The organism is Streptomyces sp. V1I1 (genome assembly GCF_030817355.1).
Classification (GTDB): domain Bacteria; phylum Actinomycetota; class Actinomycetes; order Streptomycetales; family Streptomycetaceae; genus Streptomyces.
Window position 1 is genome coordinate 2,601,691 of record NZ_JAUSZH010000001.1, and the last position, 21,387, is coordinate 2,623,077.

Below are 21,387 nucleotides of genomic sequence, written 5' to 3' on the forward strand. Positions count from 1 at the left end.
CTTGTCATTTCTCTTCCTCTCCAGCAAAGACCATCAGGCGTCGCGGCCGAGGGCCATGGCCACCAGGTCGTCGGCGTCCATCGAGTCGATCTGGTCGTCGGTGCGGCGGGTACCGGTCTCGGTGCCGTCCGGGGTGCCGGTCTCGGTGCCGTCCGATGTACTGCCCGCGGGCGGTGCGGCGAGCTCCAGCAGGCTGTCGAGCAGCCCGGAGTCGCGCAGCCGCTCCAGCGGGATGCCGGCGAACAGCTCCCGGACGTCCGGCTCCTCTTCCGCCAGGGCGTCCGGTTCGATGCGGGCCAGCAGGAACGCGGCGAGTGCCTTGGGGTTCGGATAGTCGAAGACCAGGCTGGCCGGCAGCCGCAGCCCGCAGGCCACGGCGAGCCGGTTGCGCAGTTCGACCGCGGTGAGCGAGTCGAATCCGAGCTCCTTGAAGTCCTTGCCCGCCTTCACCGCGCCGGCACCGGAGTGTCCGAGCACGGCGGCCGTCTCGGCGACGACGGCTGAGAGCAGGACCTGGTCGCGCTGGGCCGCGGGCAGCCTGCGGATGCGCTGTACGAGGCCGTTCTCGACGGCACCACGCCCCGCTGTCCGGCGTGCCGTTGCCGACCGGACGAGGCCGCGGAGCTGGGCGGGAAGCGTTCCGTCCTCCGCCCGGGCGCGCAGCCCGTTCCGGTCGAACCGGGCCGCGACGACGACGGGGTCGCCGGCAGCGGCTTCGTCGAAGAGGGCGAGGCCCTGCTGCGTCGACATCGGCAGCACGCCGGCTCCGGCCATCCGGCGGCGGTCCTGGTCGCCCAGCCGACCGGTCAGCTCGCTGTCCTCGTCCCACAGCCCCCAGGCCACGGACGTCGCGGGCAGCCCCGACGCGCGCCGGTGTTCGGCGAGCGCGTCCAGGAAGGCGTTCGCCGCGGCGTAGTTACCCTGGCCGGGTGAGCAGAGCACGCCGGCGACCGAGGAGAACAGAACGAACGCGCCGATGCCGGCGTCGCGGGTGAGCTCGTGCAGATGCTCCGCCACGTCGACCTTGGGCCGGAACACGGTTTCGACGGCGTCAGGGGTGAGCGTCTCGGTGAGGCCGTCCGCGAGGGTGCCGGCGGCGTGCACGACGGTGGTCACCGGATGCGCGGCGAGCAGCTCCGCCAGGGCCGACCGGTCGGTGAGGTCGACCGCGACGACGGTTACGTCGCAGCCCATATCCCCGAGTTCGGCGGCGAGCCGGTCCGCACCGGGCGCGTCGGGGCCCCGGCGGCTGGCGAGAACGAGCCGCCGGACGCCGTGTGCCGCGACGAGCCGCCGCGCGACCAGGCCGCCGAGCGTCCCGGTGCCGCCGGTGATCAGTGCGCTGTCACCCCACTCAGAGGGCTCGTCGCTCGCCCGGCCCCGGACGAGACGCTGGGCCAGCACCGCGCCGTCGCTGAGCGCCACCTGCGGCTCGTCGAGCGCGCAGACCTTCGCCAGCAGTTCCCTGGACGGCTCCGCCGCGTCGAGGTCGAGCAGCAGGAACCGGCCCGGGTGTTCCGCCTGTGCCGACCGTACGAGTCCCCTCGCGGCGGCGACGGCGACATTGCCCGGGTCGTCCGGGCCGGCCGTCGCCGCGCGGGTGAGGAACACCAGTCGTGCGTCCTCGAACCGCGCGTCGGCGAGCCAGGCCTGAATCACCTCGAGCGTGCGGACGGTCGCCGCACGCGCGGCAGCGGCGAGCCCGGGGCCGGGCGGGGCGCCGACGGGTACGAAGACCACCGCGGGAGCCCGGCCGCCGGCGTCCACGGCTGCGCCGAGTGCGGCCAGGTCGCCGAAGCGCTCCACGCCGGGCCCCAAACCGTCGGCCACACCTAGGGGGTCGTCGCCGGCCAGTGCCCAACTGCCGCCGACGGGCGCGATGTCGGCGGTGGCGATCTCCACCCACTCGGGGCGGTACAGATGGTCCGGTGTACGGGTGAGGGGTCCGGTCAGCGGTCGTACGAGGAGCGAGTCGACGGTGGCCACGGGCTGTCCGTCGCCGTCCGCGGTGAACACGGCGAACGTGTCCGTGCCGGTACGGGTGATGCGCACCCGCAGCGCTGACGCCTGTGCCGCGTACAGGCTGACACCGCTCCACGAGAAGGGCAGCTTCGGCTCGGCCAGATCGCCGGCCAGAGCGGCCGAGTGCACAGCCGCGTCGAACAGCGCGGGGTGCAGGACGAACCCGGTGGTGTCGAGCGCGGCCTCGGGCCCGACCTCGGTGAACACCTCGTCACCTCGCCGCCATGCCGCCCGGATGCCCTGGAAGACCGGCCCGTACTCCAGGCCGGTGGCCGCGAACCGCTCGTAGAGGTCGCCGACGTCGATCGGCTCGCTCCCGGCGGGCGGCCAGGCGACGAGGTCGTCTCCGGTCTCGGCCTGCTTCGGACCGAGCACACCTGCGGCGTGCTCTGTCCAGTCGTCGGCCTCGTCGGTGCGGGCGTGCACGGTGAGCTTCCGCCGTCCGTCCGGCTCGGGTGCGTCGACGGAGACCTGGACCTGGATCTGGCCGGTCTCCGGGAGCACGACCGGAGCGACGATCGTGAAGTCCTCCAGCGTGGTGCAGCCGACCTCGTCACCGGCGCGCAGGGCGCATTCGACGAGAGCCGTGCCCGGTACCGGGATCGAGCCGCCGATCCGGTGGTCCGCCAGCCACGGATGAGTCCGGGCCGACAGCCGGGCGGTGAAGACGTGGCCGTCCGACGCCGCCAGCGACACCCCCGCCCCGAGCAGGGCGTGACCGGTGGCGTCCAGGCCGGCCGAGCGCACATCGCCGGCGCCGGTCTCCGAGGACTCCAGCCAGTACCGCTCGCGCTGGAAGGCGTAGGTGGGCAGGTCGATCCTGCGGGCCGCGGTGCCTTCGAACAGCGTGCGCCATCCGACGGTCACTCCGGCGGCGTGCAGCCGGGCCAGGCCCGTCAGCACGGCGGACTCCTCGTGCCGGCCCTTACGCATCACCGGAACGGCGAGCAGGTCGGGTGCCGACTGCGCTGCCAACGCCGACAGCGTGCCGTCCGGCCCCAGTTCGAGCAGCGCCGTGACCCCGGCACCGGTCAGCGCCGTCACCGCGTCGCCGAAGCGCACCGTCTCGCGCAGGTGCCGTACCCAGTAGGCAGGAGAGCCGACGACGCTCCCGTCGACGACGGCACCCATCAGGCTCGACACCAGCGGAATCCGCGGCTCGTTGAACGACAGCCCCGACACCACCGCGCCGTAGTCGTCCGCTATCGCGTCCATCAGCGGCGAATGGGATGCCACCGCCACCTGCAACCGCGACGACTTGCGCCCCGGCAGCCCGGCGACCACGGCGAGGACCTCGTCCTCGAACCCGGCCACCACGACGGAGCGCGGCCCGTTGACGACGGCGATCGACACGCCGTCGGTCAGCAGCGGCAGCACCTCGGCCTCGGAGGCCTCAACGGCGACCATCGCCCCGCCCACCGGCAGCGAATGCATCAGCCTCGACCGCGCCGCCACCAGGGCACACGCGTCCGGCAGGGACAGGACGCCCGCGACATGCGCCGCCGCGATCTCGCCGAGGGAGTGCCCGCCCACGTAGTCCGGCGCAATGCCAAGCGACTCCACCAGCCGGAAGAGCGCCACCTCGACCGCGAACACCGCGGGCTGCGCCCAGTCCATCTGGTTCAGCAGATCGAGGTCGACGCCCCAGACCACCTCGCGCAGACCGTCGAACTGTTCCATCACCTCGTCGAAGGCCCGCGCGAAAACCGGGAAGCGGCCGTGGAGTTCACGGCCCATGCCGAGGCGCTGGGCCCCCTGGCCGGGGAACACCACGCCCAGCGACCGATGCTCGGCCACTGCGCGCGCCGCCTCGACCACTCCGTCCGGCGACGCGAGCAGTACGGCCCGGTGGTCGAGCAGCGAACGGTCCAGCAGCGAACGGCCCACGTCCAGCTGCGTGTTGCCGTCGGCATCGGGGCCGTCGCCGGTGAAGGACCGCAGCCGCTCCAGCTGCCCGTCCAGCGCGGCGTCCGACTTCGCGGACACCACCCAGGGCACCGCCGAAGGCCGCACGGCGCCTGCGCCAGGCTCGGGCTCCGCCGATGCCGGGGCCTCCTCGATGATGACGTGCGCGTTCGCGCCGCTGATCCCGAACGAGGACACAGCGGCCCGCCGCGGCCGGTCGGCCGAGGGCCACTCGACGTTCTCCGTGACCAGCTCCACCGCGCCGGCGGACCAGTCCACATGGGACGACGGCGCGTCCACGTGCAGCGTCTTCGGCACCATTGCGGCGCGCATGGCGTGGACCATCTTGATCAGCCCTGCGGCGCCGGCGGCGGCCTGCGTGTGACCGAGATTGGACTTGACCGACCCCAGCAGCAACGGCTGCGTGCGGTCCTGCCCATAGGTGGCCAGCAGGGCGTGCGCCTCGATCGGGTCGCCCAGGGTCGTGCCCGTACCGTGCGCCTCCACCACGTCCACGTCAGCGGCCGACAGCCCGGCACTGGCCAGCGCGTCGCGGATCACCCGCTGCTGCGAGGGCCCGTTCGGCGCCGTCAACCCGTTCGACGCACCGTCCGAGTTCACCGCGCTGCCGCGCACGACAGCGAGGATCCGGTGGTCGTTGCGTACCGCGTCCGAGAGCCGCTCCAGCAGGAGGATGCCGGCGCCCTCCGACCAGCCCACGCCGTTCGCGGCGTCGGCGAAGGCACGGCACCGCCCGTCCGGGGAGAGCCCCCGCTGCCGGGAGAACTCGACGAAGGTTTCCGGCGAGGCCATCACGGTCACGCCACCGGCCAGCGCCAGGTCGCACTCGCCCTGCCGCAGCGACTGTGCCGCCAGGTGCAACGCCACCAACGAAGTCGAGCAGGCCGTGTCGACCGTGAGCGTCGGGCCCTCGAACCCGAAGGTGTACGACAACCGCCCGGAGGCGACACTGCCCGCGGTCCCGGTGCTCACATAGCCTTCCAGCTCCTCGGGAACCTGGCCGAGCCGGGACACGTAGTCGTGGTGCATCACACCGGTGAACACGCCGGTCCGGCTGCCGCGCAGCGTCGCCGGGTCGATACCCGCCCGCTCGAGCGCCTCCCACGACACCTCCAGCAGCAGCCGCTGCTGCGGATCGGTGGCCAGCGCCTCACGCGGACTCATCCCGAAGAAGGCGGGGTCGAAATCCCCGACCCCGTCCAGGAACCCTCCGTGTCTGGTGTAGGACGTGCCGGGCCGGTCCGGGTCGGGGTCGAAGAGCCCTTCCAGGTCCCAGCCACGGTCGGCGGGGAACTCGGTGACCACGTCGGCGCCCTCGGACACCAGGCGCCACAAGTCCTCCGGCGACGAAACCCCGCCGGGAAAACGGCAGCTCATCGCCACGATCGCGATCGGCTCGTCGGTTCGGGCCGTGGCCACGGCCTGCCGTGCCGGTTCCCGCCTGCCGAGCAGCTCGGCACGGATGTGGTCCGCCAGCACCGCGACGGTCGGGTAGTCGAAGGCCACCGCTGCGGGCAACCGCAGGCCGGTCGCCGTGGCGAGCCGATGGCGCAGCTCGACGACGGTGAGCGAGTCGAAGCCGAGCTCCTTGAAAGACTGTCCGGCCTCGGCCGCGCCGATCTGGGCCCGGCCGAGCACGGCCGCAACCTCGGCGCCCACGAGATCCCGGACGGTCTGCGTCTGTTCGCTCTCGGGCAGCGCGAGCAGACGCTGCGCCAGTGAGGAGTCACCGGCACTCGCGGAGCGCCGCGCCGGCGTCCGTACGAGACTGCGCAGCATGGCGGGAACCTGCCCGGTGCCCGCGCTGATGGCGGCGGTGTCCAGCCGCGCCGCGACCACGGCGGCACGGCCGTGGGCCAGCGCCTCGTCGAACAACGTGAGTCCGTCCTCGGTGGACAGAGCGGCGACACCCGATCGGTTCAGCCGCTTTACGTCCGCCTCGCCGAGGTCACCGGCCAGGCCGCCGTGCTCGGTCCACAGGCCCCAGGCGATCGACGTGGCGGGCAGGCCGAGGGCATGCCGGTGCTGCGCCAGCATGTCGAGAAAGACGTTGGCGGCCGCATAGTTGGCCTGCCCGGCGCCGCCCAGAGTGCCCGACACGGAGGAGAACAGAACAAAGGCATCGAGTCCGGCATCGCGCGTCAGCTCATGCAGGTTGAGTGCGGCGTCGGCCTTGGGACGCATGACCGTGTCCACGCGATCCGGGGTCTGCGCCTCGAGCACACCGTCGTCGATGACGCCCGCGCTGTGCACCACGGCGGTGAGCGGGTGTGCGGGCGGCACATCCGCCAGCAGCGCCGCCAGCGCCTCCCGGTCCGCGGCGTCACAGGCCGCCACGGTGACGTGGGCGCCCAGCGACTCCAGCTCGGCGACGAGTTCGGGGGCGCCGGCCACGGCAGCGCCCCTGCGGCTCGCCAGCAGCAGGTGCCTGGCGCCGTACTCCACCACCAGGTGCCGGGCGAACACCCGGCCGAGCGCACCGGTCGCGCCGGTGATCAGCACCGTGCCGTCGGCGTCGATCCCCGCCCGCCCGGCCGCCGTTCGCACCCTCTTGACCAGCCGCGGCGCCAGCACGACACCGTCCCGCAGGGCCAGCTGAGGCTCACCGGACCCCAGTGCGGCCGCCAGGAGGGGCCGGTCCGTACCGGGCTCGGCGTCGACCAGCACGAAGCGGTCCGGATGTTCCGTCTGCGCCGAACGCACCAGGCCCCAGACCGCGGCGTGGGCCAGGCCCGGCACCTCTTCGTCCGGGGTGGCGGCCATCGCCCGCTCAGTCAGGAACACCAGCCGGGATGCGGCGAACCGCTCGTCGGCCAGCCAGCGGTGCATCAGGTCGAGCGCGCGATGCGTGACCGCCTTGGTGGTCTCGGCGAGCCGGCCCTCGGGGGACGGGCAGGGCACCACGACGATGTCCGGTACGTCCCCGGTCTCGGCGAGCGCGGCAAGGGCGGCCGCCCCGGACTCCGCGGTGTCGAGCTCGGCCCAGTCACCGGCGCCCGGGCCGGTCACGGGCACGGGCGTCCAGTCGACTTCGAGCAGGCCGGCCCGGACCGGCCTGCCCGCGTCGCGAAGCTGTTCCGGCGTGCTGCTTCGCAGGACCAGGGATGCCACCGAAGCGACCGGTGCGCCGGTCGGGTCGGCCAGCTGGATCGACACGGCGTCGGCGGCGAGCTTCGACACGCGGACTCGCAGCCGCGAGGCGCCGGAAGCGGTCAGGCTCACTCCGGTCCAGGAGAACGGCAGACGGAGGCCTGGTTCGGGGTCGACGGCATGGATGGTGTGCAGGGCCGCGTCGAGGAGCGCCGGGTGGATACCGAACGAGGCCGCGTCGGCCTTCTCGGGCAGGGCAACCTCGGCGAAGACCTCCCCTTCTCGCTGCCACACAGCCTGGAGACCTTGGAACACCGGGCCATAGCCGTAGCCCTGGGCGTGCAGTCGCTCATACAGCCCGGTCATCTCGACCGGTGTCGCGTCCCGGGGCGGCCAGTGGCTCAGCTCGAACCCGGCGGGAGCCGCGTCCGGCGCCAGGACTCCTACGGCGTGCAGGGTCCATTCGCTCTGGGTGTCCTCGTCCTGGGCGAAGACGCTGAACCCGCGATGGCCCGCCTGGTCCGCTGCCTCGACCGTGAGCTGTACCCGCATCGCCCCGTCGTCGGGCAGCACCAGCGGAGCTTGCAGGGTCAGTTCCGCCACCGTCGCACAACCGACCTCGTCACCGGCGCGGATCGCCAGCTCCACGAATGCCGCTCCTGGCACCACGATCCGGTCCTGCACCGCGTGATCGGCCAGCCACGGATGCGTTCCCGCGGACAGCCGCGAGGTGAACAGCATCCGCCCGTCACCCGCCAGCTCAACTGCCGCCGCCAGCAACGGATGGCCGGCGGCCGCCAGCCCCGCCGAACGCACGTCACCATCGGCGACGCCGGCGGAGTCCAGCCAGAACCACTCCCGCTGGAACGCATACGTGGGCACATCGACGCGAGACGCACCGGTCCCCTCGAACAGCTCCCGCCACCGGATCGGCACACCTGCCACATGCAGCCGGGCCAATGCCGTCAGCAACGCCGCTTCCTCGCCGCGGTCCTTGCGAAGGGCCGGGATCGCCGCCACCTCCGGCGCCGTCCGGGTGGCCATACCGGACAGGACACCGTCAGGGCCGAGTTCCAGCAGGGTGGTCACTCCGGCCTGGGTCAGCGTCGTCACACCGTCGCCGAACCGGACCGCTTCCCGCACGTGCCGCACCCAGTATTCGGGCGTGCACACCACACCCGCGTCCGCGATCTGGCCGGTCACATTCGATACCAGCGGGATCCGCGGTTCGGTGAACGACAGGCCCTCTACCACGGACCGGAATTCGTCCAGCATCGGCTCCATCAACGGCGAGTGGAACGCATGCGACACCCGCAGGCGCGACGTCTTCCGTCCCTCCAGCCGCGCGACAACCGCAAGAGCCTCGTCCTCGACACCGGCCACCACCACCGCGTCCGGCCCGTTGACCGCCGCGATCGACGTGCCCTCGGTGAGCAGCGGCAGAATCTCCTGCTCGGTGGCTTCCACGGCCACCATTGCCCCGCCGGCGGGCAGAGCCTGCATCAACCGGGCCCGCGCCGACACCAGCGCACACGCATCCGCCAGGGAGAGCACGCCCGCCACATGCGCCGCCGCGACCTCACCGATGGAATGCCCGGCCACGTACTCCGGTGCGACACCCAGCGATTCGACCAGCCGGAACAGCGCCACCTCAACAGCGAACAGCGCAGGCTGCGCCCACCCCGTCCGATTCAACAGATCGGAGTCGGTGCCCCAGACCACCTCACGCAGACCGGCGAACTGCCCCAGCACCTCATCGAAGGCCCGCGCGAACACCGGGTAGGAGCCGTACAACTCACGGCCCATACCCAGCCGCTGCGCGCCCTGACCCGAGAACAGCACCCCCAGACGGCCGTCCCCGGCCACCCCCCGAGCTGCCTCGACCACACCGTTCCCCGACGCCAGCACCACGGCCCGGTGATCGAACACCGACCGGTCCAGCAACGACCAGCCCACATCCACCGAAGACGGTGCCCGGTCGTCCACGAACGAACGCAGCCGATCCAACTGCCCGTCCAGCGCGGCATCCGACTTCGCCGACACCACCCACGGCACCACCGCCGCAGACACCGCGGCAGCGCCCGGCTCCGGCTCCCGCTCCGGCTCGGGCTCGGGCTCCGCAGACGCCGGCGCCTCTTCGATGATGACGTGCGCATTGGTGCCACTGATCCCGAACGACGACACCGCCGAGCGCCGCCGCCGGCCCACTGACGGCCACTCCACGTTCTCCGTCACCAGATCCACCGCGCCGGACGACCAGTCCACGTGCGGCGACGGCTCCTCGGCGTGCAGTGTCTTCGGCACCACACCATGGCGCATGGCCAGCACCATCTTGATGACGCCACCGATACCCGCCGCGGCCTGCGCATGCCCGATGTTCGACTTCAACGACCCCAGCAGCAGCGGCAGCGTGCGGTCCTGCCCGTAGGTGGCCAGCAGCGCCTGCGCCTCGATCGGATCGCCCAACGTCGTACCCGTACCGTGCGCCTCCACCACGTCCACATCAGCGGCGGACAGCCCGGCACCGGCCAGCGCATCACGAATCACCCGCTGCTGCGACGGACCATTCGGCGCCGTAAGCCCGTTGGACGCACCATCCTGATTCACCGCCGACCCGCGCAGCACCGCCAGAACCGGATGTCCATTGCGCACCGCGTCGGGCAGCCGTTCCAGCATCACCATCCCCACGCCCTCGGACCAGCCGGTACCGTCCGCGCCGCCGCCGAACGCACGGCATCGGCCATCGGGGGAGAGCGCCCGCTGACGAGAGAAATCAACGAACACCTGAGGCGAAGCCATGACTGCCACGCCGCCGGCCAGCGCGAGATCGCAGTCGCCCTGCCGCAGCGCATGCGCCGCCCAGTGCAACGCCACCAGCGACGATGAGCAGGCGGTGTCCACCGTCACGGCGGGCCCCTCCAGCCCGAGCGCATACGCCACTCGGCCGGAAGCGACGCTCCCCGCCGCGGCCGTGCCCAGATAGCCCTCCAGTTCCCGGGGAACCCCGCCGAACCGCTCCGCATAGTCGTGGTGCATCAGGCCGGTGAACACCCCGGTCCGGCTGCCGCGCAGCGAAACCGGGTCGATACCCGCCCGCTCGACCGTCTCCCACGACACCTCCAGCAGCAACCGCTGCTGCGGATCCATCACCAACGCCTCGCCGGGTGCGATCCCGAAGAACGCCGGATCGAACTCCCCGACGTCCTGAAGGAAGCCCCCGTACTGGGTGTAGGAGGTGCCCGGCGAGTCCGGATCGGCGTCGAAGAGCGCGGCCAGGTCCCAGCCGCGATTCTCGGGGAACGGCGAGATCCCCTCGCCGCCGTCGACGACCAGCCGCCACAGGTCCTCCGGCGCAAAAACCCCGCCCGGATAGCGGCAACCCATCGCCACGATCGCAACCGGCTCGTCGGTGAACGCCCGAGCCCGCGACGCGACGGCGGCGGTGGTGGCAAGCGGGGCGCCGGTCAGCTCGGCACGCAGATACCGGGCCAGCGCATCGGGCGTCGGATGGTCGAAGGCCACGGTGGCGGGCAGGGGGAGGCCGGTCGCCTCGACAAGCCGGTTACGCAGCCGCACCGCTGTGATGGACGTCAGCCCCAGATCCTTGAAAGCGCGGCCGGCGACGACGGATTGTGGTGCCACTTCGCCCAGGACCTCGGCCACTTCGGTGCGAACGCGCTCCACCAGGTCCGCTTGCCGTTCGGCTTCGGACATCCCGGCGAGGTGCTGGGTCAACTCGGACCGCACGCACACGTCCGGGGCCGACCAGCCCACCGAGTCGTCGGCCGTCCGGGCCGGCAGGGTCAGGGCCTGTCCCGCATTCAACGGGCCGGGAGCCAGCAGGAAGGCGTCGTCCCCGGTGACAGCGGAGTCGAAGAACGCCAGGCCCTCCCGGACCGGGATCGCCGCGTCGTTCCCGTCAGCCCACTCGGCCGTGGCGAGAAGGGTTCCGGCCCGGCCGCGAGCGCGATGGCTCCGTACCAGGTGGGCGGCGAAGGCGTCCGCCTCCGCCCTCTCCGGCCCGGCCGCCCCCAGTACGGAAGCGAGGGACGAGATCACCACCAGGACGGGCAGATCCGCGCCGCCCGCCAGCTCGTACACCGCGCGCAGGCCGTCCGCCGTGGCGGGCTGGTCAGGGTTCGCGGGTTCGGCGTGCACCACCGCGGCGATCGCGCCGTTCGCCTCGGCCAGCGCCGAAGCCGCGGTCCGCCGGTCGGTCAGTTCGCCGGGGACGGTCCGCACATCGGCGCCGAGTCCGGTCAGTTCCGCTACGAGTTCGGACTGTGCGCCCGCGTCGGGGCCGACGAGGAGCAGGTGCCGTGCGCCGTAGCCGTTCACCAGGTGGACGGCCACCGCCGCACCCACGGCACTGGACGATCCGGTCAGCAGGACCACGCCGCCGGGGTCGAGCAGCGGACCTTGCCCGGTCGGCGCGGGGGCCTTGGCGAGCCGCGGGACCAGGGTGTCGCCGCCACGTACGGCGAGCTGGGGTTCCCCCGACTCCACCAGCCTGCGGAGCTCGTCGCGCGGGATGGTGGAGCTGTCCGTGTCGACCAGGACGAGCCGTCCGGGATGGTCGGTCTGCAGCGACCGGAGCCGCGCCCAGGCCGCCTCCGGAGCGGTGTCCCGCGGACTCACGTGGAACGCCGCGTCCACGGCGTCCCTGGTCACCACGGTCAGAACCGTGCCGTCGTGGTCCGCGTCGGCCAGCCACGCGCGCACCCGGGCGGGAAGTTCGGTGAGTTCGGAACAGGGCCGCACCTCCGTGCTGCCGGTCTCGGCGCCGAACACGGTCCAGTCGAGCGGGTCCGCTGCCCGCTCGGGGTCGGGCAGCGATGTCCAGTCCAGCCGGAAGAGCGACTCGTGCCTGCCGCTTCCCGTGGCGAGCAACCTGCGCGGCCGGTTGAGCAGTTCGTCACGGACGATCTTGCCCGACGGCGTCCGCGGCACCTGCTCGATCGCGTGGAGCTCCTCGGGCACCTTGTAGTACGACAGCCTTTCGCGGCACTCGGCGAACAGCCGCCGCGGATCCAGCCCGTCCGGGCCGGGCACCACCAGGGCGACGGGGACCTGTCCCAGTACGTCGTGCGGCTTGCCCACGACGGCAGCGTCCACGACGCCGGGCACCCGCAGCAGTACCTCTTCGACTTCGCCGGGGTGGATGTTCTCACCACCGCGGATGATCAGTTCCTTGATCCGGCCCGTGAGGGTGAGGTGACCGGACGGGGCGCGGCGCGCCAGATCGCCCGTTCGGTGCCAGCCGTCGGCGGGCGGCGTGGCAGTCGCCCGGGCCTGGTCGTAGTAGCCGAGCATGACGTTCGGCCCCTGCACCCACACCTCGCCCTCTTCTCCCGTCGGGACGTCCACGCTTGTGTGCGGGTCGACCAGACGGACGTTCAAACCCGGCACCGGCAGGCCGCAGGAGCCGGGAACCCGGTCGCCGTCGGGCCAGTTCGTGGTGATCGGGCCGCAGGTCTCGGTGGTGCCGTAACTGTCGAGCAGAGCAACGCCGAACGTCTCCGACACGGATGCCCGCAGCGGCTCGGAGGCGACCGAGCCCGCGGTGAGGCACGTACGCAGCGTGGTCCGCACGCCACCCCGCTCGCGCGCCGCGAGCACCAGCTGGTGATACATCGTCGGCACCGCGGCAAGGAAGGTGAAAGGCTGTTCCCGCAGCAGTTCGAGCGCCTCGCCGGCGGAGAACGCGGACATGATGTGGGCGGTCGCGCCGACGGCGGTGACGCCGAGGACGCCGAGATGGTGACCGAGGCAGTGGGACAGCGGAAGCGGCCACAGGACCCGGTCCTGTGCCGAGAGCCCGAGGATCGGCGCGTAGCAGGCCGCGATCGTCCAGAGCGAGTTGCGGGTGGTGGAGAGCACGCCCTTCGGCCTGCCGGTGGTACCCGAGGTGTAGAGCATGAAGGCCGGGTCGTCGAGCCCGAGGTCGTCCCTGGCCGGCACGGCGGGGTCGGTATCGGCCAGAACCGCGAACGAGGCGACCGCCGACGGCGCGTCCTTGGGGAGGGCATCGCCGGTCACCACGACGATCAGGCCCGGATGGCGCGGAAGCAGCCGGAGCACCTCACCGAGCCGGGTCGGGTCGGTGATCAGCAGCCGGACGCCCCCGTCTCCGAGCAGGTAGTCCAGCTCCGCGCCGCTGGTCCGCGGGTTGACCGGAATCCCGATCGCGCTGGCCCTGGCGATGGCGTGGTAACTCTCCACCATCTCCACGCAGTTCTCGAGGTAGATCGCGGCCCGATCGCTCCGGCCGAGCCCGAGCCCGCGGAAGTGGCCGGCCAGTCGCCCGGTCCGCTGTTCGAGCGCCGCGTAGCTGACGCTGCGCCGCGCGTCCGAGAAGGCGACCTTCTCCCCCAGCTGTTCCGCATGTATCCGCAGCAGCTCGGGCAATGGACGGACAAGATCGCTGCGCACTTCAGCACATCCCTCGGTACGGTTTTCCCGGTTTCCCACGGCCTTCTGCCAGGTGCCGGCCTGTTGCTCTCTGGGCCACTCAAAAGACACGGTCGACCAGCTCCACGGCCTGCTCGAAGTTCAGCCGGGGGTCGCACAGCGTCGTGTAGTTGCCTGTCACGTCCTCATCCCGGGCCACCGGCCCGCCCACGCATTCCGTCACGTCGTAGGCGGCGGTTTCCAGGTGCAGGCCGCCGGCATGCCGGCCCTGGTCTTCGAGGATGCGCCGGAACTCGATGGCCTCCGCGACCAGATCGTCGAGATACCGCACCTTGGTCCCGGACGGCAGCCGCACCGTGTTGCCGTGCATGGGATCGCAGAGCCACACGACGGGGTGTCCGGCGTCACGCACGGCGCGCACGACCGGGGGGAGCGCGGTGCCGATCGTGTCCCGGCCCATCCGCACGATCAACGACAGCCGTCCCGGTTCCCGGTGGGGGTCGAGCAGCGCGCACAGCCCCAGCACGCTCTCCGGGGTCGATCGGGGCCCGATCTTGCATGCCACCGGGTTGGTCACCAGGCTCAGCAGCTTCACGTGGGCCTCGCCGATGCCGCCGGTGCGTTCGCCCACCCACGGAAAGTGCGTCGTGCCCAGGAACCGGTCACCGGTCGGCTCATCGACCCGTACCAGAGGGCCGGAATAGTCCATGACCAGCGCGTCATGGCTCGACCACGGCCCTGGGTGGGCGGCGCGGGATGCCTCGCCCCGATGGGCTCGCAGGGCCTGGTGCACTTCGTCGCTGAAGTGATAGGCCCACAGCATCCGCAGGGGATCGTGCCTCCTGGCCTCGGCCGAGGGTCCCTCGGCGTTGACCATGTGACCGCGGAAGGCCGGGAGTTCGACGCCGTCGACCACCGCGAACGGCTGGGATCGCGGCTTGGCGTACTGCCCGCCGAGACGGCCTATCTTCAGCACCTTCTGGCCGACCCGGCCGCTGAACCGCTCGGCCAGCCGGTCCAGCGCGGTGATCTTCAGCGCGGTGTCTTCCGGGGTGCTTTCGTAGAAGCTCTCCGCGCAGTCACCCATCTGCAGCACACGTGCCGAGCCGGCCGCGACCTCGGCGAGCTCCGCGCGCAGTTCGCGGATCTCGCCGGGAAGCACCAGGGGCGCGGCCGTCGACAGCTTGTCCCGGACGCTCTGGTAGGCGGGATGTGCCCGCCAGTCCGGTTGCTGGGCCGCGGGCAGCGCCTCCCACTCGGCCGGGGGCTTCGCGGTGGCCGGCGTGTGCTCACGCGCGACGATGCCCTCGAGCTCGACGAGGAGATCGGACCGGCATATGTCGGCATGGAGGAACACCATGTCGGCCGACGGGGAGAACGCTTCCCGGCAGATCCGCTGGACGCGGGCGATGTCCGCCTGGCGACGCACGTAGACCTTGATATTGCGCAGGTCGTCCAGGGTGCTGCCCGGCTCGATGTCGTGAACGGACAGGTTTCTGGCGCCAATGACGTGCGCGACGTTCTCCAGCGCCAGGCGGCACTGGCTCTCCACGTCGTCGGCGTGCATCGTCCGGTGGCCGAGAATCCCGGCCGTGCCCGAGACATAGATCTGCTCGCCGCCGCTGTCCTGCGCCAGGTAGGTGGCGCGGGCGAAGTTCGGCGCCTTGGGGCCGTACCGGCTCGGGTAGTGGTACGGGGGCACCTGCCGCGGGTTGTCGATGTTCACCTGGGTGCCGGTCCGGCTGGCGAGGAAGTAGAGCACGATCCCGCCGCCGTGCGAACCGATGACGGTCGCCGCCGGCATGTCACCGGTGATCCCGTACCGTTCGAGCACCCGCGCCCTGCCGATGCAGAACTCCCGGTACCACCTCGAGCCCGGCCGCGTTCTCCTCGTTCACCCGGCTGATGTAGTGCCAGATGCGATAAATCTGCCGATAACCGAGCGACTCGGCCAGTTCCAGCGCCTCTGTGTACACGGACTCCGTGGCGCCGATGTAGTCCGCCAGCTCGGGAATGCGGCAGGCGCCGAACAGGAATTCACCGTCCTGCGCGTAGGAAACCGATCCGAACAGGCCGGCCTCGACGGGCCGGTCCGAGGTCCACACCTCGGCGAAGCCTTCCTCGACCGATTCGGTCATCTGTATCGCCACCGACGGGTAGCCCTCGTCGGTGGTGGGGTGGGCACAGTTCTCGGTGAAGTTCACGACGCCGAGGATGTGCCGTCCCGGCGCCACCCGGCCGGCATCCTTCAGGTTCCGGAAGGACGAGGTAGGCGCGTACGTGCTTGTCATTGGCATACCCCCGGTAGCCTCATGCCGGTCTGAACGGAGACGCGGTCCGTGGAAATGTGCTCGTGTGCCCGTCACGAGTCGCCGCGACCGAGCGCCAGCCGCACCAGGTCCTCGGCGGCCATGTTCTTGATCGTGTTCGCCGCGGACTCCGCCGTCGGGCCGGGCGCGCTGTCGGCTCCGGGTTCCCGGGCGAGGCGCAGCAGCGTGTCCAGGACGCCGGCGGCCCTCAACCGGTCCACCGGGATGGCTGCCAGGGCCCGCCGGACGTGGGCGTCGTCGGCGACGGGTCCGTCCTGAGCAACCTCCGGCGGCTGAATTCTCTGCACGAGATAGTCGGCCAGAGCCTGCGGACTCGGATAGTCGAAGATCAAGGTCGAGGGCAGTCGCAGCCCGGTGACGACGTCCAGCCGGTTACGCAGCTCGACCCCCGTCAGCGAGTCCAGGCCCAGATCGAGGAATCCACGGTCCACCAGCACGGACGCCGGACTCGGGTGCCCGAGCACCGCGGCCACGTGTTCGCGTACGACGACCAGGACTTCACGCCGCCGGTCCGGCTCCGGCAGACCCGCCAGCCGGGAGCGGAGGGCGGCCGACTGGTCGGCCCTGCCGACGGCCTTCGACCTCGGCAGGCGGACGAGACCGCGCAGCAGCGGCGGCACCTGCTCGGCCCGCGAGAACGTCTGCCGGAGCGCCTTGACATCCAGCCGTACGGGCACGACCGCGGGCTCGTCGGTGCCGCACGCCAGGTCGAAGAGCTCGAGTCCCTCCTTGGTGGACAGCGCGGTCAACCCGATGCGGGCCACGCGGGCACGGTCGGCGTCGGCCAGCCTGTCCAGCATGCCGCCGTCTGCCTCCCACGCCCCCCACGCCAGGGACTGCGCCGGCAGGCCCAGACCGCGGCGGTGCTCGGCCAGTGCGTCGAGGAAGGCGTTTGCCGCCGCGTAGTTCGCCTGCCCGGCACCGCCCAGGGTGCCCGCGAAGGAGGAGAACATCGCGAACAGCCGCAGGTCCAGTTCCCTGGTCAGTTCGTGGAGGTTCCAGGCCGCGTCCACCTTGGGCCGGAACACCTTGTCCAGCTGCTCCTCGGTGAGCGTCTCGATCATCCCGTCGGCCACGACACCCGCCGCGTGCACGACCCCGGTCAGCGGGCTGTCCGCCGGGATGCCTGAGAGCACCGCGGCCAGATCGGCACGGTCGGACACGTCGCACGCGACGATCGACACCTGTGCGCCGAGCTCGCGCAGTTCCGCCGCGAGCTCCGCGGAGCCCTCGGCCGCAGGGCCTCGACGGCTCACCAGCAGGAGCCGGCGCGCACCGTGCCCGGTGACCAGATGCCTGGCCATCGCGGCACCCAGCGCCCCCATGGCGCCAGTGATCATCACCGTGCCGGTGGGGTCCAACGACGGCGCCGACGGCGCCGGAAGGGGCAGTTTCGCCAGCCGGGGAACCATCATGTCGCCCTCGCGGATCGCCACCTGATGCTCGTCCAGCACGGCGAGAGCGGGCAGCGCGCGGCCGGACGCCTCGGTGTCGTCGACGTCCACGAGGATGAAGCGGTCCGGGTGTTCGGTCTGCGCGGCCCGGAGCAGACCCCAGACCGCGGCACCGGCGACGTCGTGTGCGTCTCCCCTCACCGCGCCGCGCGTGATGACCGCCAGCCGTGATGCCGCCAGCCGTTCGTCGGCCAGCCAGGACTGCACGAGCGACAGCGTGCGCGAGGCCGCGTCGCGAACGGCTGCCGGAACTCCGCTCCCGGCGTCGGCCGGCGGCTGCATCAGAAGCACCAGTGCGGGCGCCGCGGCACCGGAGTCGAGCGACTGCCGCAGGGCGGCGAAGTCCGCGTACCACAGGCCGTCACCCCACTCCGCCCGTAGAGCACCCGTCAGCCGGACGTCATCCGGCCCGATCACGGCCCATCTGCCCGTCGGCCGCGCGGAACGGTCACGTGGCAGAGCGGCGTTCGCCGGCACCCACTCGACGTGGAACAGCGACTCCTCCGTCGAGTCGGGCGCGGTCATCTGCTCGGCCGACACGGCCCGCAGGCCCACCGTCTCCACCGAGACCAGCGGCGCTCCCGACGGGTCCACGGCGGTGAAGGAGAGAGCCTCCTCGCCGGACGCCGAGAGCCGGGCTCGCATCGCCACGGCGCCCCTGGCGTGGACCGACAAGCCCTGCCAGGAGTAGGGCAGCCGGGTCTCACCGTCCACGTCGTCGTAACCGACCAGCGCCAACGCGTGCATCGCCGAGTCCCACAGAGCCGGGTGGAGGACGAAGCCGTCGGCCTCACCGTGCCGGGCATCCGGCAGGGCGACGTCGACGAACACGTCGTCGCCGCGGCGCCAGATCGCACGCACCCCTTGGAACGCCGGACCGTAGTCATAGCCCCGTGCCGCGAGCCGCTCGTACGCCCCGTCGATGTCCACCGCGACGGTGTCGTGCGGCGGCCAGTTCCCGGTGAGTTCCGCCGTGTCGGGGACAACGGCCTGTTCCGGGATCAGCGTTCCCGACGCGTGGAGCGCCCACGGGTCCTCCGCGAGGGCGTCCTCGCGGCGCGAGTGAAGGGTGAGGGAGCGGGCGCCGTCGGCGTCCGGTTCGGACAGCGCGACACGCAGATGCACAGCGGTGCCATCGGGCAGCATCAAGGGTGAGTGCAGGATCAGGTCCCGCACTACCGGACAGCCCGCGGCCTCGCCGGCCCTCGCCACCATCTCGACGAGCCCCGTGCCCGGCAGCAGCGCCGATCCCCACAGCGCGTGATCGGCCAGCCAGGGCTGCGTCTCGGTGGACACCCGCCCGGTCAGCAGGAGTTCGTGGGAGCCGGGCAGGTCCGCCGCCGCGCGAAGGAACGGGTGCTCCACCGCGCCGAGCCCCAGCCCGCCGGCGTCGACCGCGCCCGCGGACGGATCGGTCCAGTAGCGCTTTCCCTGGAAGGCATAGGTCGGGAGATCGACCCACGGTCCCGGATGTCCGCCGAACACCGTGTCCCAGTCCACCGCGACACCATCGGTGTGCAGCCGCGCGACCGCGGACAGGGCGGAGTCGACATCCGGTCGGCCACGGCGCAGAAGAGCGGTGAACAGCTCCGCTCCGGAGTCCTGCTCTTCCCCGGCCGTGTCCCCCGCGAGCGTGTCCTGTGCGGCAATGATCAGCGCGGCGTCCGGGCCGAGTTCGACGAACCGCGACACGCCCTGCCCGTGCAGAGTGCGCACGCCGTCGGCGAAGCGCACGGTCTCGCGTACGTGCGAGACCCAGTAGGCGGCCGAGCAGGCCTGATCGTCGGTGAGCAGGGCTCCGGTCACGTTCGACACCAGGGGCAGCCGGGGCGCCTGGAAGGTCACCGAGGCCAGTACCTCGGCGAAGGCGTCCAGCATCGGTTCCATCCGCGCGGAGTGGAAGGCGTGCGACGTGCGCAGCGGCTTCGTCCGTACGCCTTCGGCCCGGCAGGCGGCGGCGACCTTGCCGACCAGCGCCTCGTCCCCGGAAATCACCACGGCGGACGGGCCGTTCACCGCGGCCACACTCACATCGGCGTCGAGCGACACCAGCAGCTCGCGCAGCCACTTCTCGGGGGCCGCCACGGCCACCATCGCACCGCCGTCCGGCAGAGCGCCCATCAACCGCCCTCGCTCGGCCACCACCTTCGCGGCGTCGGGCAGCGACCACACACCGGCCACGTGCGCGGCGGCGAGCTCGCCCACCGAGTGCCCGGCGACGAAGGCCGGCCGGACGCCCCAGCTCTCGGTCAGGCGGTAGAGCGCCACCTCCAGGGCGAAGGTCGCCGCCTGGGTGTACTCGGTTCGGTCCAGCAGACGGGCGTCCGCGGTGTCCGGACGCGCGAAGACCACAGATTTCAGCGGACGTGTCAGATAGTCGTCCACGGCGGCGCACACCGCGTCGAACGCCTCGGCGAACACCGGGTACTTCACGTAGAGGTCCTGCCCCATGCGGGGGCGCTGCGAGCCCTGGCCGGTGAACATCACGGCGAGGTGGCCGTCGGACCGGGCACGTGTCCGGAACACGTTCGCGGCGGGTTCACCGCCCGCCAGGGCCTCGAGCCCGTGCAACAGATCCGCCCGGCTGGTCCCGAGCACCGCTGCCCGGACCGGCATGGCCCCGCGCCTGGTCGCCAACGCCACCGCGACGTCGACCGGGTCCACCTCCTCGTGCCCGTGCATCCAGGACCGCAGGCGCTCGGCCTGTCCCTGCAGCGCGTCCTCGGTTCGAGCGGACAGGATCCACGGCGCGGCGCCCGTCGGCACCGGCGTGCCGGCGTAGTCGGGGACCTGCGGCTCGGGAGCCTGCTCAAGGATCACGTGAGCGTTGGTCCCGCTGAGGCCGAAGGACGAGACCGCCGCGCGGCGGGCCCGGCCGGTGTCCGGCCACGGCGTCGTGCGGGTCACCAGATCGACTGCCCCGGAGGACCAGTCGACCTGTGGCGAGGGCGAGTCGGCGTGCAGCGAGGGCGGCACCACACCGTGCCGCATGGCCTGCACCATCTTGATGACGCCCGCCACGCCTGCGGCGGCCTGCGTGTGGCCGATGTTCGACTTGATCGAGCCGAGCAGAAGAGGTCTGTCCGCGGGCCGGTCCGAGCCGTATGTGGCGAGGAGCGCCTGGGCCTCGATCGGGTCGCCCAGCCGGGTGCCCGTGCCGTGGCCCTCCACGACGTCCACGTCGGACGGGACGACGCGCGCCCTGCTCATCGCCTCCCGGATCACCCGTTGCTGAGAGGGGCCGTTGGGTGCCGTGATCCCGTTCGACCTGCCGTCCTGGTTGACCGCCGACCCCTTGACCACCGCGAGCACGGGATGGCCGAGACGACGCGCGTCAGACAGCCGCTCGAGCAGCAACACCCCGGCGCCTTCGGCGAATCCGGTCCCGTCCGCTCCCGCGCCGTAGGACTTGCACCGGCCGTCCGGCGACAGCCCACGCTGCCGGCTGAAGTACACGAACGTATCCGGTGTCGACATCACTGTGGCCCCGCCGACCAGGGCGAGCGAGCAGTCGTCGTTCTCCAGTGCCTGGCAGGCGAGATGCAGGGCGACCAGGGACGACGAGCAGGCCGTGTCGACGACCAGTGCCGGCCCCTCCAGGCCGAACGCATAGGCCACCCGCCCGGCCGCCATGCTGGCGGCGTCGCTGGATGTGCCGGACGACATGATGCCGTTGAATACCCCGACCCGGTTTCCACGGAGGGTGTCCAGCTTGATACCTGCGCGCTCGAATGCCTCCGCGGAGCACTCGAGCAGCAGCCTGTGCTGCGGGTCCATCGACTCAGCTTCACGCGGGCTTATATCGAAGAAGTCCGCGTCGAAGAATGCGGCGTCGGAAATGAATCCACCATTGCGGACATAACTCTTGTCCGCAACATCGGGATCGGGATCGTAAAGCCCCGAGATGTCCCAGCCGCGATCTCGGGGGAAATCGGTCACCGCGTCTTCCGCATGGGTGACCAAATTCCACAGCTCGTCGGGAGAGGTCACTCCACCCGGGTACCGGCATGCCATACCAACGATTGCCATGGGCTCCTCGGCCCGGTCCCGCGTCTCCTTTAACTGGCGACGCAGATCCTGCAACTCGGCGGTGGCACGCCGTAGGTACTCCAGGTACTTCTGCTCGTTAGCCATACTTCTCCCCCGGTGCAGCC

General features: G+C 71.7%; 4 protein-coding genes. All 4 read right to left on the reverse strand.

What is annotated here, in order from left to right:
- Positions 1 to 33 precede the first annotated feature (33 nt).
- Positions 34 to 13,470: an SDR family NAD(P)-dependent oxidoreductase gene (locus QFZ67_RS12285; protein WP_307661120.1), complete on the reverse strand. Its 13,437-nt coding sequence runs from the start codon at positions 13,468 to 13,470 to the stop codon at positions 34 to 36.
- A gap of 79 nt (positions 13,471 to 13,549) precedes the next feature.
- Entirely contained in the window at positions 13,550 to 15,283 is a 1,734-nt protein-coding gene (locus tag QFZ67_RS12290) for a 3-deoxy-7-phosphoheptulonate synthase (protein WP_373429993.1), read from the reverse strand.
- Positions 15,255 to 15,740 carry a hypothetical protein gene (locus tag QFZ67_RS12295; protein WP_307661122.1) on the reverse strand — a complete coding sequence of 162 codons (486 nt, stop codon included), beginning with the start codon at positions 15,738 to 15,740 and terminating at the stop codon, positions 15,255 to 15,257. The genes QFZ67_RS12290 and QFZ67_RS12295 overlap by 29 nt, the downstream gene beginning before the upstream one ends.
- A gap of 71 nt (positions 15,741 to 15,811) precedes the next feature.
- Positions 15,812 to 21,367 (reverse strand): type I polyketide synthase, encoded by a 5,556-nt coding sequence (locus QFZ67_RS12300; RefSeq protein WP_307661123.1) that lies wholly within the window; start codon positions 21,365 to 21,367, stop codon positions 15,812 to 15,814.
- Positions 21,368 to 21,387: the final 20 nt, after the last annotated feature.